Below are 15,496 nucleotides of genomic sequence, written 5' to 3'. Positions count from 1 at the left end.
GTCGCCCGGCTTGACCGGGCGACCCAGTATTCCAGAGACAGCAGTGCTTGAGCCGATAAGCCGCGGCGTACTGGATCGCCCGGTCAAGCCGGGCGATGACAGTGATAAAGCGGTTAGGCGCGCGCCATCGGGCACAGAGACGTTGAAACCTACTCCATCACCGCGGCGTGATCCGACGGCGCCGACTGCGTGCGCAGCGTGGCCTTGGTCGAGCCGATCATCAGCGCGAGCGGGATCGAGACCAGGATGAAGATCATCACCAGCTGGTAGTCGTGCGAGAACGCGATGATCTGCGACTGCGCCGCCACCATCCGGTCGGCCATCGCGCGGCCGGCATCGGTGTTGAGGTTGATCATCCCGGACACGTCGGGCATCTGCAGCGCGTGGTTGAACGGATTGATCTGCTCCGACAGCTTGGCGTAGATCCGCCGCGAGCCCTCGGTGAGCTGCGCGATCACGATCGAGATGCCGACCGAGCTCGCGACGTTGCGCAGCAGCGTCAGCATCGAGGTGCCGTCGGTGCGCAGCTGGCCCGGCAGCGTCAGGAACGCGACCGTCGACAGCGGCACGAACACCAGGCCGAAGCCAAAGCCCTGGATCACGCTGACGACGATGATTTCGGTCGCCTGCGTCATGTCGGTCCAGCCGGTCATCTGGAACAGCGATGCTGCGGTCAGTCCCAGCCCGGAGATGATCAGCGTGCGCGCCTCGATATAGCGCATCAGGCGGCCGACCAGCATCATCGCAACGAACGTGCCGAAGCCGCGGCTCGCCAGCAGCAGCCCGGCGGTGATGATCGGATAGCCGACCACGTTCTGCAAGTAAGGCGAGGACAGCGCCATGGTCGAATACAGCACGAGGCCCATCACAGTCATGAACACGCAGCCGCCGAGGAAGTTCTTGTCCTTGAACAGCGCGAACTGGATGAACGGCCGGCTGGTGGTCAGCGAATGGGCGAAGAAATAGTAGAAGCCGATCGCCGAGACGATGAACTCGATCATGATCTCGTTGGATTCCAGCCAGCCAAGCTGCTCGCCGCGGTCGAGCGCGAGCTGCAGCGAGCCGATCGCGATCGCGAGCGCGCCGAAGCCGAACCAGTCGAAGCGCAGATTGAGGTCCTGCTTGGTCTCGTCCATGAACACCGCGAGGCCGACCACGGTGATCGCGCCGAACGGCAAATTGACGAAGAACACCCAGTGCCAGGAATAGGTCTCGGTCAGCCACGCGCCCAATGACGGCCCCATGATCGGGCCCATCATCACGCCCATGCCCCAGATCGACATTGCCTTCGCCCGCTCATGCAATGCGTAGGAGTCGAGCATCACCGCCTGCGACAGCGGCACCAGGGCGGCGCCGAACACGCCCTGCAACAGGCGGAACAGGACCATCTGGTTGATGTCCTGCGCCAGGCCGCACAGCACGGATGCAATGGTGAAGCCGGCCGAGCAGATGATGAAGATGCGCTTGCGGCCATAGCGGTTGGCGATCCAGCCCACCGGCGCGGTCATGATCGCAGCGGCGACGATGTAGGAGGTCAAGACCCAGTTGATCTGGTCCTGCGAGGCCGACAGCGAGCCCTGCATATAGGGCAGCGCGACGTTGGCGATCGTGGTGTCGAGCGCCTGCATGATCGTCGCGGTCATTGCGCAGATCGTCACCATGTTCCGGCGCATGCCGGGCACGGCGGATGGTGACGGTGCATTCATTCGCGTCTTAGTCCTGGTGATCCGGGTGCGCCGAGGCCGAGCCCAGCCCGAGCAGGCCGGCCAGCGAGCGGCGGTGGTTGGTGTCGATCGTGGCGTAGACGCTCATGCCGGCCTTCAGCTTCTTCACGAACGGATCGTTCTCGTCGAAATAGATCCGCACCGGCACGCGCTGCACCACCTTGACGAAATTGCCGGTGGCGTTCTGCGGCGGCAGGATCGCGAACTGCGCGCCAGTGCCGGGCGACAGCGAGCCGATCTTGCCCTTGAACTGATGGTTCGGGAACGCGTCCACATCGAGCTCGACCGGCTGGCCGACTGCGACATAGGTGAAGTCGCTTTCCTTCGGATTGGCGTCGACCCAGGGATGGTCGACGTCGATTACCGAGAACACCGGCGCGCCGGCGGTGACGAAGCGGCCGAGCTGGATCTGGTCGACCTGGGTCGCGACGCCGTCCATCGGCGCGCGCAGCACGGTGTGGTCGAGGTTGCGCTGGGCGTCGTCGAGCTTGGCCTTGGCCTGGGCATAGGGCGGGAATTGCTCGATCGGCAGGTCGACATCGCCGAGCAGCTGCGTCTTGTCCTTCGAAATCTGCTGCTTGATGTATTGCGCCAGGCTCTCGGCGGTCACCTGCGCGTTGGCGGCGTTGTCGAGGTCGAGCTGCGAGCCGAAATTCTGCTTGGCAAGCGTCGACTTGCGCTCGACGTCGCGCTTCTTCAGTTCGACGCTCTGCTGGGCGAAGTCCAGCATCCTGGTGTTGATCTTGATGTTGTCGACCAGCGTGTCATAGGTGGTTTTGGTCTGGTCGAGCGCGGCCTTGGCCTGCGCGACCGCGAGGCGGAACGGCACCGGATCGATCTCGAACAGCTCGTCGCCCTTCTTGACGTGCTGGCCTTCCTTGACGACGATCTTGTCGATCTTGCCGGAGATTTCCGGGGTGATCAGCACCTTCTGCGCGCCGACATAGGCGTCGTCGGTGCCGACATAGCGGCCGCCATTGAGATAGAACACGATGCCGCCGATCGCGGCTACGGTCGGCAGCACGACGAGCAGCAGCATGCGGCGATAGCGCCGCAGGCCGGCCATCAGGCGGCGGCGCGGCGCGCGGCTGGCTTTTCCTGCCGGCGCGGGCTCGCCCGGATTGCTCTTCTGCTCGGGAGCCAGCTTGAGGACGGGTTCAGCCATAGCGCTGTTCCTTTCGGGAGGGCTCGCCGGCTGGGCTTTGGATGGCATCGCGAACGTTTTCCTTGATCGATTCCAGTTGAGTGAGCAGGCGATGCGCGTCGGCCGGGCTGATGCCCTCGAGCGCGGTCGCGGTGATTTCGGAACGGAGGCCGGCGAGCTTGCCGAGCAGCGGGCGGGCGGCCTTCTTCAGATAGAGGCGGTTGACGCGGCGGTCGGTCTCGTCGCTGCGGCGTTCGATCCAGCCATTGTCGCAGAGCTTGTCGATCAGCCGCGTCAATGTGATCGGCTGCATCTCGAGCAGCTCGGCGAGCTCGGTCTGCTTCAATCCCTCCTGGCGTTCCACCTTGGACAGGACGGCCCATTGCGCGCGGGTGATGCCGTAGCGCGCGGCCTCCTTGTCGGCATAGACGCGGATCAGTCGGAACAATTCGCCCAGCGTAAACATGAACTCCGTGTCCACGGAACCGCGCATCGATCCTGCCTCCATAAGCTTGGCATATAATAAGCTTGCTTATGATTTCTGCACGTCGGGTTAACGGAGGGCTGCTCCGCATTGCGGGCATGGCTGCATGGCGGCGGGGTATCTGGTGGGCCGGGCTATGGGAACGGGCGCGAAAATGCTACATATCGGGCAATGAGCCTGGCCAAGCCGACATTTCCTGCCCCCGACCACGATCATGGCCGTTGCGCCGCCGACGCGATGGCGCATGCCGAGCAGGTGTGTGCGCGCCGCGGCCAGAAATTCACCCCGATCCGGCGTCAGGTGCTGCAGGCGCTGCTGTCGAGCCATCGTCCGCTCGGCGCCTATGAGGTGATCGACGAACTGGCCAAGACGATGCCGCGGCCGGCACCGATTACCGTCTATCGCGCGCTCGACTTCCTGATGGAGAATGGCCTCGTTCACCGCATCGAGAGCCGCAACGCCTTCCTCGCCTGCGCCCACGACCATGACGAGGCCTCGATGGTGGCGTTCCTGATCTGCGACCATTGCGGCTCGGTCGGCGAGATCCCCGCCGCCCCCGTCGCGCAAAGCCTGACCGCGGCGGCGCGGGCCTCGGGCTTCATCCCGAAGCTCTCCGTGGTCGAGATCGCCGGCACCTGCGCGCATTGCCAGAAATGATGTTCTTCCCCCGTCATTGCGAGGAGCGAAGCGACGAAGCAATCCATGCTTCGGCAAGTGGCGAAATGGATTGCTTCGCTCCGCTCGCAATGACGATTCCAGCGACGCGCGAATACTGACAACAACACGGCAGCAAGCCGGCCCGCGAGGAAACATGTCGACCCAAGCGATCACAGCCCACGTCACGAGGCCCGTCAGCATCGGCCACGGGCTGCCGCCCGGCGCCATCGCGGTGATGCTGATGCTGTGCGTGAGCTGGGGTTTCAACCAGCTCGCGGTCAAGCTGGCGCTGCCCGACGTGCCGCCGATGCTGCAGGCGATGATCCGGTCCGCCGGCGCGCTGCCGGTGATGCTGATTGTCGGTCATCTGCGCGGTGTGAAGTTCTTCGAACGCGACGGCACGCTGGTCCCCGGCATCATCGCAGGCCTGATGTTCGGCTGCGAGTTCGTGCTGATCTTCACCGGCCTTGTCTTCACCTCGGCCTCGCGCGCTTCGGTGTTCCTCTACACCGCGCCGTTCTTCGTCGCGCTCGGCTCGCACCAGTTCCTCGGCGAGCGCCTCTCCACCGTGCAATGGAGCGGCCTTGCGCTGAGCTTTGCCGGCGTCGCGCTCGCGATCGGCGTGCCGCAGCCCAATGTCGACGCCAAGGTACTGCTCGGCGATCTCATGGTGGTCGGCGGCGGCGCGCTGTGGGCGGCGACCACGCTGGTTGCCAAGGGCACGCGCCTGCGCAACGCCGCGCCGGAAAAGGCGCTCGGCTACCAGGTTGCGATCTCGATCCCGATCCTCGGCTTCGCCGCCTGGATCGCCGGCGAGCGCATCGCGCATGTGCCGAGCGCGCTGTCGCTCTCGCTGCTCGCCTATCAGGCGGTCTGGGTGGTGGGCTGCACTTTCGTGATCTGGTTTGCGATGGTGAAGACCTATTCGGCCAGCAAGCTGTCGGCCTTCACCTTCATCACGCCGCTGTTCGGCGTCGTCGCGGCGTATTTCATCATGCACGACACGCTGACGCCGGTGTTCGGCGTCGCCGCGCTGTTCGTGATCGCCGGGCTCTATCTCGTCAACAAGCCCGACCCGAAGGTGACGCCGGACCCGAACGTGCCGGCGTGACCACCCGTCATTCCGGGGCTCGCGAAGCGAGAGCCCGGAATCCATTGGACCGCATAACGCGCGGACGAATGGATTCCGGGCTCGTGCTTCGCACGCCCCGGAATGACGGATGGAGCGATGTGCGCTTCGCCAGGACGACGAAGGAGGAGGCATGGCGCCCCGTCCACTACCCCCGCTCGATCGGCAATTCCGCATCCTTCGCCCATTCGCCCATCGAGCCGTCATAGAGCGTGAGATTGTCGTAGCCGAGCCGATGCAGCTGGAACAGGTCGATGGTGGCGGAGATGCCGCCGCCGCAATAGGCGACGATGCGCTTGTCTTTCGTGATGCCTTGGGCAGCGAAGGTCGCCTCGGCTTCCTCAAGCGGCACGAACGTCTTGTCCTTCGGATCGATCAGGCTTGCCGCCGGCACGCTGACGCTGCCGGGGATGCGGCCCGGCCTGCCGTAACGGCTCGGCTCCAGCCCCTTGTAGAATTGCGGGCCCGAGCGCGTTGACGATCACGGTGTCGGCTTCGGTGGTGGCGGCGAGCACGTCATGCTTGTCGACGAACATGCCCTGCTTCGGCCGCGCCGCAAACGCGGCCTGCGGATATCCGCCGGCAAGCCCGGTCTCGATGTCGCGGCCCTCGGCGGTCCATTTGTCGATGCCGCCGTCGAGCACGGCGGCGCCCTCGAAGCCGAGCGAGCGCAGCATCCACCAGAATCGCGTCGCCCACATCGCTGTGCCGATCGAATACAGCACCACGCGGCTGCTGGCCGAGATGCCGTGGCGGCCGAACGCGGCCTCGAGCTGAGCTCGCGGCGGCATCATGAAGCGCAGGTCGGTATGGGCGTCGGAGAATTCGGCCTGCAAATCGAGGAAATTCGCGCCCGGAATATGCCCGGCCTCGAAGGTCTGGCGGCCCGAGACGACGACATAGGGAATATTGCTGCCCGCGGGGGCCGGCTCCAGATAGGTGGTGCAGTCGAACAGCCGCAGATCGGGCCGGGTCAGGATCTCGGCAAGTTCCGCCGTGCTGATCAGTTCGCTATGATCGGCCATGTCACGTCCTCCCGGCATGTCTTAACGGGATGCTAAGATGCGCCGGATCACATGAAAAGCTGTCACTTTGCCCTTTGATTCACCCCAATTCGGCCCAATATAGCTGTCCATGCAGGACGCCGCTGCATGGCTTGCGTTTGGCCTCAATCGGCGCGATAAGCTGTTGAATTCACTCCGAAACATGATCGTTCGGCCCGACTTGTGCGCGGCCCATCGCCCCCTTGGTGAATGTCACCAAAACCTGATATTCGAGACGCCATGAACAAGCCCGAGATTTTGCCGCAAGACGACGTCGCCGGCCCCGCGCCGCGGCACCACACCACGCAGGTCATGGTCGGCAATGTCGCCGTCGGCGGCGGTGCGCCGATCGTCGTGCAGTCGATGACCAACACCGACACCGCCGACGTCGATGGCACCATCGCCCAGGTCGCCGCGCTCTCGCGTGCCGGCTCCGAGATGGTGCGCATCACCGTCGACCGCGAGGAAGCCGCTGCCGCCGTGCCGCACATCCGCGACGGCCTGCGCAAGCGCGGCATCACCACGCCCCTGATCGGTGACTTCCACTATATCGGCCACAAGCTGCTCGCCGAATATCCGGCCTGCGCCGAGGCGCTCGACAAGTACCGCATCAATCCCGGCAATGTCGGCTTCAAGAACAAGCGCGACACCCAGTTCGCCGACATCATCGAGATCGCCAACAAGAACAACAAGCCGGTGCGCATCGGCGCCAATTGGGGCTCGCTCGACCAGGAGCTGCTGACCAAGCTGATGGACGAGAACACGGCCTCGCCGAATCCGCGCGATGCCCGCGCGGTGACGCGTGAAGCGATGGTGCAGTCGGCGCTGCTGTCGGCCGCCCGTGCCCAAGAGCTCGGCATGCCCAAGAACAGGATGATCCTGTCGGCGAAGGTCTCCGCCGTGCAGGACCTGATCGCGGTCTATCAGGAGCTGGCGCGGCGCTCGGATTACGCGATCCATCTCGGCCTCACCGAGGCCGGCATGGGCTCGAAGGGCATCGTGGCGTCCTCGGCCGCGCTCGGCATCCTCTTGCAGCAGGGCATCGGCGACACCATCCGCATCTCGCTGACGCCGGAGCCCGGCGGCGACCGCACGCTGGAAGTGCAGGTCGCGCAGGAATTGCTGCAGACCATGGGCTTCCGCACCTTCGTGCCGCTGGTTGCGGCCTGCCCCGGCTGCGGCCGTACCACCTCGACCACGTTCCAGGAGCTGGCGCGCTCGATCCAGGATTTCATCCGCGACGAGATGCCGGCCTGGAAGACCAAATATCCGGGCGTCGAGCAGCTCAACGTCGCGGTGATGGGCTGCATCGTCAACGGCCCCGGCGAATCCAAGCACGCCAATATCGGCATCTCGCTGCCCGGCACCGGCGAAGCACCGGCCGCGCCCGTGTTCGTCGACGGCAAGAAGTTCCGCACCCTGCGTGGCCCCGGCATCGCCGCCGACTTCAAGGCACTGGTGATCGACTACATCGACCAGAAGTACGGCAACGGCGCCAAGCTGCCGGAGACGGTGGGCGCCGCGGAATAAACCTGATGTGGCCGTAGCCCGGATGGAGCGTCAGCGAAATCCGGGACGCCGCTGCCATCCATGGGAGGCACCCGGATTGCGCTTCGCTGCATCCGGGCTACGATGGTCAAAACAAGAACCATCGGGAGAACACCCATGAGCTCGCTGTCCGGCAAGCAAGGTCCGCGCTACCGCCACCTCGCCGACCAATCCGAGCCCTATGAGACCATCGGCGTCGAGAAGCTGACGCCGATCATCGGCGCGGAAATCTCCGGCGTCGATATCGGCAAGCTGATCTCCGACGATGCGCGCTCCAACCGCCAGATGGACGAGATCCATCGCGCGCTCGCCGAAAACCTCGTCATCTTCTTCCGCGACCAGCATATCACCCCGCAACAGCATCTCGCCTTCGGCCGCAAGTTCGGCGAGCTGCATGTGCATCCGGCCGCGCCCAATGAGGGCGACCCGGCGCTGATGAAGATCTATGCCGACAAGGATAGCCCACGCGCCAATGGCGAGGGCTGGCACACCGACGTGTCCTGCGATCTCGAACCGCCGATGGGCTCGATCCTCTACATCAAGCAGTGCCCGCCGCGCGGCGGCGACACGCTGTTCGCCAACATGTACGCCGCCTATGAGGCGCTGTCGGATCGCATGAAGGCCTATCTCGACGGGCTGACCGCACTGCATGACGGCGAGCAGACTTATCGCGGGCTGTATGCCAACTACGGCGTCGCCGACAAGCGGGAATATCCCCGCGCCGAGCATCCGGTGGTGCGCACCCATCCGGTGACGGGGAAGAAATCGCTCTACGTCAATCGCGGCTTCACGCGCTTCATCGTCGGTATTCCCCGCGACGAGAGCGACGCCATGCTGGCCTATCTCTACCAGCATGCCGAGAACCCGCTGTTCCAGTGCCGCTTCCGCTGGACCGAGAACGCGATCGCATTCTGGGACAATCGCTGTGCCCAGCACCGCGCGATGTGGGATTACTGGCCGCACACCCGCTCCGGCACCCGCGTGACGGTGAAGGGTGAACGGCCGGTGTGAGGACAGCGCTCGCCTGACGCCGTCGCGCCCCGCCGTGCCGTTTCAGCGTCGTCCACAACGCTGCGCACTGAACGGGGGTAACCCTTGCGGGTCATAGTATCCGTGAGCCGGTGAGCCCTATGATGCCGCATCAGAATGGGCAATATCACCATGCGGCAGGTGATAGTGGACGCGCGCGGCCATGAGAACATCGTCGTTCGCGACGATGGCAGGAACTCAAGCTGTGAAGTGACCGGCTCGCGCGTCAAATCGGGTCCAGCGCCATTTGCTCCGAGGACGATGCGCCGGGCAGTTCCCGTATGGTTCGCAACAACCCTTGCGGCAATGTGTATCTCGGATCCGCCGGGTTCCGGCAGCGCGCAGGCGCAGTCCAATGGCGTCGCTGCAAGTTCCCCGCAACTTGCGCAGGCAAAAGCAAAGCCCGCCGGTGACGCCGGCAAAGCCAAGGAACCGTCGCAAGCTGCCGATGCGCTCGCCCGCGAACTTGCGGCGGCACAGAAAGAGATTGAATCGCTGCAGGGCTTGCTGACCAAGGAACGCGAAAATTCTACTCGGGTCGAGACTGATCTGCGGAGCGAAGCCGACAAACTGAGAAAGTCGCTGCAGGACATGCCGCAAGGCAGCACGGCGGACTTGCAGAAAGCGCTGGGGCAGGAGCATGAGCGGGCCGTGCAGTTGGAGCAGAACCTCGCGTCGGCTCGGCGTGACGTGGAAGCGCAATCGGCCGCGGCGGCCAAGGCGAGCGACGAATTGGCCAGGCTGAGGCCGGCAACGGAAGAACTGCGCCGATCGATGCAGCGGGAGCGCGAGCGGGGCGATGCCCTGGCGCAAGATCTCTCGACTGCGCGCAACAAGGTCTACACATACGAAGCCCAGGCAACCAAAGCCGGCGCCGAAGCGGCGCGTCTGAAGGCGGCCCCGCAGGGCGGCATGGCGGACGTGCAGAAGTCGCTGGTGCAGGAGCGGGAGCGGGCCGCGGGACTCGAGAAGGACCTTGCGGCAGCTCGTCGTACCGTTGAAGCGCAAACCGCGCTGGCGACCAAGGCCAGCGATGAGGCGGCGCGGCTGAGGGCGACCTCGCAAAACGGCGCGGCTGACTTGCAGAGGTCGATGGAGAAGGAGCGCGAGCGCGCCGCGGGGCTGGAGAAGGACCTTGCGGCAGCTCGTCGTAACGTTGAAACGCAGACCGCGATGGCGGCCAAGGCCAGCGATGAGGCGGCTCGGCTGAAGAAGGCCTCCGAAAGCGGCGCGGCGGATTTGCAGAGGTCGATGGAGAAGGAGCGCGAGCGCGCCGCGGGGCTGGAGAAGGACCTTGCGGCAGCTCGTCGTAACGTTGAAACGCAGACCGCGCTGGCGGCCAAGGCCAGCGATGAGGCGGCTCGGCTGAAGCAGGCCTCCGAAAACGGCGCGGCGGACTTGCAGAGTTCGATGGAGAAGGAGCGTGAGCGCGCCGCGGGACTGGAGAAGGACCTTGCGGCGGCTCGTCGTGACGTGGAAACGCAAACCACGCTCGCTGCCAAGGCCAGCGATGAGGCGGCTCGGCTGAAGAAAGCCTCCGAAAGCGGCGCAACAGACTTGCAGAAGTCGCTGGCGCAGGAGCGTGAGCGGGCCGCGGGGTTGGAGAAGGACCTTGCGGCGGCCCGTCGTGAGGTTGAAACGCAAACCGCGCTGGCGGCCAAGGCCGGTGACGAGGCGACTCGGCTGAAGGGGACCTCGCAAAGCGGCGCGGCGGACTTGCAGAAGTCGCTGGCGGAGGAGCACGAGCGGGCTACGCGGTTGGAGCAGGACCTCGCGGCGGCCCGTCGTGAGGTGGAAACGCAAGCTGCGCTGGCAGCCAAGGCCGGTGACGAAGCGGATCGGCTGAAGAAGGCCTCCGAAAACGGCGCGGCAGACTTGCAGAAGTCGCTGGCGGAGGAGCACGAGCGCGCGGCGCGGTTGGAGCTGGACCTGGCGGCGGCTCGTCGTGACATGGAAGCGCAATCAGCGGCGACAGCCAAGGCGAGCGACGAACTGGCCAAGTTGAGGTTGGCAACGGACGCTGGCGCCGCGGACCAGCGCCAATCGATGCAGAAGGAGCACGAGAGGAGCGACGCTCTGGCGCAGGATCTGGCGACGGCGCGCAGCAAAATCTACGCCTACGAGGCTCAGGCGGCCAAGGCCCGCGACGAAGCCGTGCAGCACCAGCAGGCGGAGCCAAGCGATACCGCCGAGTTACGCCAATCACTCCAGCGCGAGCAGCAGCGGGCCGAACAACTGGCGCGTGATCTTGCAGCAAAGAGCCGCGAACTCGATACCCAGGCCGAGCAGGCGGCCGCAGCGAACGCGCAAGCCGCCACGGCGCAGCAGGCCGCGGAGCAATCCGTGGCCGAGCTGCGCAGTCTGCTGCAGAGCGAACGTGGCAGGGCCGAGCAGTTGGAGCGGGATCTTGCCTCGGCGCGCCGCGACGTCAGTGCGCCCGCCGCGAAAGTGCCGCCCGTCGCATCTCAAGTCGCCACCACCGGCAGCGTCGGCAAGTCCATGCAGGACGAGCCGGCGGGCGCGGCGGTGGGATCGATCGAGGACCGCGCTGCCGCGCCGCGAACGGCGGGCAATGCCGTGGTTCCGCCTGACGACGGTGCCCAGGAGGCGAGACTGATGGCGCGGGCGCGCTTGTTGCTGGAACAGGGCGATATCGGTGCTGCGCGGATCGTGCTGGAACGCGTCGCCGAGACCGGCAGCGCCCAGGCAAGCTTCGCGCTCGCGGAAACCTACGATCCGCAGACCCTGACGAGCTGGGGGACGTATGGCACGCGCGGCGATGCGGCCAAGGCACGCGACCTCTACGCGAAGGCCGAGGCGGGTGGAATCAAGGAAGCAAAGGCGCGCTTCGAAGCGCTGCGTTGATCGAACGATCGCAGCGAGAACGAACGCGCCGATGTCTGTTGTGCAAAGGAGCTGATCGATGAAAGGGTCTGTTGGATTGCGCCCGCTGTTCCTGCTTGCGGCCCTGGTGTCGTTGCTCCCGGCGCTGCAGCTGTCCCCGGCCGATGCACGGCCGCAACGTGGTCAGCCTCACAAGGCGCACCTGATCCGGGCCGAATCGCCGCAGCCGAGGCCGGAAGCCCTGGCCATGAATGCCTGGACCGTGGGCCTCGCCGGCGGCCTGCTCGAGGGCGCGCCGATCCGCCTCGCAGCGGAGATGGCCCGCGTGGTCGACGACGGCGACAATCTGCATGTTCTGCCTGTGGTGACGCGTGGGCCCGTGGAGAACCTGAACGCGCTGCTGTATCTGCGCGGCATCGACGCGGCAATCATCAATTCCGACGCACTCGAGGAATACAAGAGCCAGGTGCCGGACATCCAGCGCCGGATCACCTATGTCCTCAATCTGTTTCCGTCCGAGCTGCATATCTTCGTTCGGCCCGAGATCCAGAGTCTGGCTGACCTCGCCGGCAAGAAGGTGAACTTCAACAGCCAGGGTACCGCTGCGGCCTATTCGGGCCCGCTGATCTTCAGCCGCCTCGGCATCGATATCGAGAAGACGTTCATTCCGCACCAGGTCGCGCTCGAGCAGATGCGCAAAGGCGAGATGGCGGCCGTCGTGTTCATCACCTCGAAGCCGGTCGATGCCTTCGTGAAAGGCAAATTTGAAGCCGGCTTCAAGTTCCTGCCGGTCCCGTATGACAGCAAGTTCGAGGACTATTATCTGCCCGCGGCGCTCGATGCCGCGGATTACCCGAACCTGATCAAGCAGGGTGATCGCGTGGCCACGATATCGGTGCCGACCGTGCTGGTTGCCTTCAATTGGCCGGCCACCAGCAACCGTTTCGAGCGCGTTGCCCGGTTCGTCGATACTCTGTTCTCCCGCATCGACAAGCTGCAGGGGCCGGGCTTCGACCCGAAGTGGAAATCGATCAACCTCGGAGCGACGGTGCCGGGTCTCGCGCGCTTCCCCGCCGCGCAGGCCTGGCTCGATCGCCAGGCGCGCACCACACGGGCATCGCAATGAGCAAACTTGCCGCCCCGCTCGTTGCTGCAATCGCCGTGATCGACGGCATTGCCCTGGCGCAAGGGGTGGAAGATCCCATGGCACAGTTTCGCGCCTGCTCCCAGCTCGGACATGACGCACGCCTGGAGTGTCTCGACAAGCTGTCGCGCGCCCCCCCGCCAGCCCGCCGCGATGCGTCGAAAGCCGACAATTGGATGGTCAGCGAGACGACGTCTCCCGTCGATTATTCACCGATCGCCACCGCGACGACATCAGCGGATGCCGGTTCGGCGGAAGCGTCGATGAAGCTGTCGATCCGGTGCCGGGGCGGCCGGACCGAACTATCATTTGCGGGACCCGCGATCTCGGGCCGGAGCGATGGCTATGCGATTTCGTATCGCATCAATGACGGCAAGCCCGTGCAGGTCGCGGCAGCCGCGCCAGCGTCCGGCTCCGGCGTCGCGGTCGCGGGCGATGTCGCACGCCTGGTGCAATCGCTTCCCGATGGCGCGGTCCTTGTCGTCCACCTCGCATCCGGTGCGGGGGCTGCCCATGACGCAACATTCTCGCTCGCGGGATTGGACGCGATGCGCGCGCGGATGGCCACGGTCTGCAAATGGCCGCTCGCGGTCGCTAGGCCCCGCAATTGACAAGGCTCAGCAATTGAAAATGTATTCGCCGATTTTTGGAGATGGAGATACCCGATGTTCAGTTTTCAATCTGCCGTGAAATTCGTTGCGATGAGCGCCGCCGCTGTGCTGGCTTCCACGTCCTTGGGGGCGGCCCAGCAAGGTGGCAAATACTGGGTGCCGAACGCGCAGACCGCAACATACCAGGCGAGCGACGTTCAGAAATCCGACAAGTCGCGAGCTACGGCCGAAAAACGCAAGCGTGCCGCATTCGCGCGCATGCACGATCCGGCGCCGCCGAAAGGCAAGGAGCATCACCTGGTCTTGCAGGTCAACAGCAATGACCCTGCCGCCATGAATCTCACGCTCAACAACGCGGCGAACGTGAGCGAATATTACAAGGGCCTCGGCGAAAGGGTGAAGATCGAGGTGGTGACGTTCGGCCCGGGCCTGCACATGCTGCGCGAGGACACCTCGCCGGTGAAGGCCCGCATCGAGGAAATGGCCCTCAGTACGCCCGAGGTGTCATTCAAGGCCTGCGGCAACACCCAGGAGAAAATGCAGAAGGCCGAGAACAAGTCGATCCCGATCATCAAGCAGGCGGAAGTGGTGAAGTCCGGCGTCGTGCGGGTGATGGAACTGCAGGAGAAGGGCTGGGCCTACGTGAAGCCGTGAGCTGAAGGGCCAGCTTGCACTGAACACGCCTGAGCGGGTGCGGATCGGAAATCGGCTTCGCCGGCCGGCGCTGCCCGGCCGCGCCGGCAATCGCATTGACGCCGCGCATCCGCTCCGCCAAGCTCCGGGAAAATCAAAAACAGCCCCGGGGAGGCCGCCATGCTCCGCGCCGAAGACAACAAGTTCCTCACCGAGTCGAATGCGGGAACGGGGATGGGCGAGTTGCTGCGCCGGTTCTGGATTCCGGTGCTGCTCTCGGAAGAGCTGCCCGAGCCGGACAGCGACCCGAAGAAGATCGTGGTGATGGGCGAGGAGCTGCTCGCCTTCCGCGACACGCGGGGCGTGGTCGGCCTCATCGACCAATACTGTCCGCATCGCGGCGCCAATCTCTGGCTCGGCCGCAACGAGGAATGCGGCATCCGCTGCGTCTATCACGGCTGGAAGTTCGACACCGACGGCCGCTGCGTCGACATGCCGACCTCCTATCCCGACCTCAACGCCAAGGACCTGATCCGGATCAAGTCCTATCCGGTGCGCGAATGGGGCGACATGATCTGGGCCTATATGGGGCCGGCTGATGCGATGCCCGAATTGCCGGCGCTGGAGATGGCGCTGCTGCCGGCCTCGCATCGCTTCGTCACCAAGAAGTGGCAGGACTGCAACTGGGTACAGGCGGTGGAGGGCTCGATCGACACCGCGCATTTCACCTTCGCGCATCTCTCCTTCGAGAAGGAGGAGAACGAGATCCTCGACATCAAGAAGCATTTCGTCAATCCGCTGACGCGGGTCGCGACCGACCACATGCGCTGGATCGCGGAGGACCCACGCCCGGTCATCAAGATCAATCCGCATGAGGCGGGGTTGACGGTGGCGGGCGGGCGGCTCACGGGCAGCGACAACATCTATTGGCGCATCGCCCAGTTCCTGATGCCGTTCCACAGCTACGCGCCGAGCTCGATGCCGGGCGAGAACATGTTCGGCCAGACCTTCGTGCCGGTCACCGACACCAATTGCTGGATCTACACCTATGCGTGGAATCCGGACCGGCCGCTGACCGAGGCCGAGCGCGACGGCTACGCCAACGGCAACGGCGTGATGGCCGTGGTCGACGAGAACTACGTGCCGTTGCGCAACAAGGCCAACGACTATCTGATCGACCGCAAGCTGCAGCGGACCAGGAGCTATACCGGCATCAAGGGCGTCTCCGAGCAGGACGCCGCGGTGCAGGACAGCCAGGGCCCGATCGCTGACCGCACCCGCGAGCATCTCGGCCCGACCGATCTCGGCATCCTGCACTTCCGCAAGCTGGTGATGGAGGCGGCCCGCGGCTGCAAAACGGCGAGGCGCCGCCGCACGTTCAGCACCAGGACCGCTACACCGTGCGCTCCGGCGCCTGCGTCACCAGCAAGACCAAGGATTTGACCGCGGTCATGATCGAACGGTTCGGCGATCCCGCAGGCTTCGTCGGCGGTCCCGGGCAGAACG

At 65.1% G+C, this 15,496-nt stretch carries 12 protein-coding genes and 1 pseudogene; 9 read left to right on the top strand and 4 right to left on the bottom strand.

The annotated features are described in order from the left end of the window. Positions 1 to 149 precede the first annotated feature (149 nt). The 3 genes from ACVW17_RS05840 to ACVW17_RS05830 are packed head-to-tail and all read right to left on the bottom strand — an operon-like array spanning position 150 to position 3,361. Positions 150 to 1,706 (bottom strand): MDR family MFS transporter, encoded by a 1,557-nt coding sequence (locus ACVW17_RS05840; RefSeq protein WP_456751035.1) that lies wholly within the window; start codon positions 1,704 to 1,706, stop codon positions 150 to 152. A gap of 7 nt (positions 1,707 to 1,713) precedes the next feature. Continuing rightward, the gene (locus ACVW17_RS05835; protein ID WP_456751034.1) at positions 1,714 to 2,889 is read right to left on the bottom strand and encodes an HlyD family secretion protein; all 1,176 of its coding nucleotides are present in this window, start codon (positions 2,887 to 2,889) and stop codon (positions 1,714 to 1,716) included. Then, complete coding sequence (locus ACVW17_RS05830; RefSeq protein WP_456751033.1) at positions 2,882 to 3,361, bottom strand: MarR family winged helix-turn-helix transcriptional regulator; 480 nt, start codon at positions 3,359 to 3,361, stop codon at positions 2,882 to 2,884. The genes ACVW17_RS05835 and ACVW17_RS05830 overlap by 8 nt, the downstream gene beginning before the upstream one ends. A 162-nt stretch (positions 3,362 to 3,523) precedes the next feature. On the opposite strand from ACVW17_RS05830, the gene ACVW17_RS05825 reads away from it, so the two are divergent. Both ACVW17_RS05825 and ACVW17_RS05820 read left to right on the top strand, forming a co-directional pair. Further along, positions 3,524 to 4,009, top strand: a complete 486-nt coding sequence (locus tag ACVW17_RS05825; RefSeq protein ID WP_212021650.1) for a Fur family transcriptional regulator — start codon at positions 3,524 to 3,526, stop codon at positions 4,007 to 4,009. Positions 4,010 to 4,244: 235 nt separating this feature from the next. Next, complete coding sequence (locus ACVW17_RS05820; RefSeq protein WP_456756351.1) at positions 4,245 to 5,120, top strand: DMT family transporter; 876 nt, start codon at positions 4,245 to 4,247, stop codon at positions 5,118 to 5,120. A gap of 166 nt (positions 5,121 to 5,286) precedes the next feature. Here the strand turns inward: ACVW17_RS05820 and ACVW17_RS05815 are convergent. Beyond that, positions 5,287 to 6,163, bottom strand: a pseudogene (locus ACVW17_RS05815) (sulfurtransferase). Between the two features lie 258 nt (positions 6,164 to 6,421). Here ACVW17_RS05815 and ispG point away from each other — a divergent pair. From ispG to ACVW17_RS05780, 7 genes are all read left to right on the top strand, one after another. Next, complete coding sequence (ispG, locus tag ACVW17_RS05810; protein WP_456751031.1) at positions 6,422 to 7,711, top strand: flavodoxin-dependent (E)-4-hydroxy-3-methylbut-2-enyl-diphosphate synthase; 1,290 nt, start codon at positions 6,422 to 6,424, stop codon at positions 7,709 to 7,711. A 135-nt stretch (positions 7,712 to 7,846) separates the two neighbouring features. After that, positions 7,847 to 8,740: a TauD/TfdA dioxygenase family protein gene (locus ACVW17_RS05805; RefSeq protein ID WP_456751030.1), complete on the top strand. Its 894-nt coding sequence runs from the start codon at positions 7,847 to 7,849 to the stop codon at positions 8,738 to 8,740. 135 nt (positions 8,741 to 8,875) lie between these two features. Continuing rightward, positions 8,876 to 11,623 carry a hypothetical protein gene (locus ACVW17_RS05800; protein ID WP_456796859.1) on the top strand — a complete coding sequence of 916 codons (2,748 nt, stop codon included), beginning with the start codon at positions 8,876 to 8,878 and terminating at the stop codon, positions 11,621 to 11,623. 58 nt (positions 11,624 to 11,681) lie between these two features. Further along, a complete protein-coding gene (locus ACVW17_RS05795; RefSeq protein WP_456751028.1) occupies positions 11,682 to 12,728 on the top strand; it encodes a TAXI family TRAP transporter solute-binding subunit in 1,047 nt (348 codons plus the stop codon). Beyond that, entirely contained in the window at positions 12,725 to 13,357 is a 633-nt protein-coding gene (locus ACVW17_RS05790) for a hypothetical protein (RefSeq protein WP_456796858.1), read from the top strand. Before ACVW17_RS05795 ends, ACVW17_RS05790 begins: the two co-directional genes overlap by 4 nt. Positions 13,358 to 13,411: 54 nt before the next feature. After that, positions 13,412 to 14,011, top strand: coding sequence for a DsrE family protein (locus ACVW17_RS05785; RefSeq protein ID WP_456751026.1), 600 nt, complete (start codon positions 13,412 to 13,414; stop codon positions 14,009 to 14,011). A gap of 159 nt (positions 14,012 to 14,170) precedes the next feature. Continuing rightward, entirely contained in the window at positions 14,171 to 15,433 is a 1,263-nt protein-coding gene (locus tag ACVW17_RS05780) for a Rieske 2Fe-2S domain-containing protein (protein WP_456796857.1), read from the top strand. The last annotated feature ends 63 nt before the right edge of the window (positions 15,434 to 15,496 follow it).

The organism is Bradyrhizobium sp. USDA 4473 (genome assembly GCF_054063335.1).
This window is presented reverse-complemented; position numbering and strand designations above follow the sequence as displayed.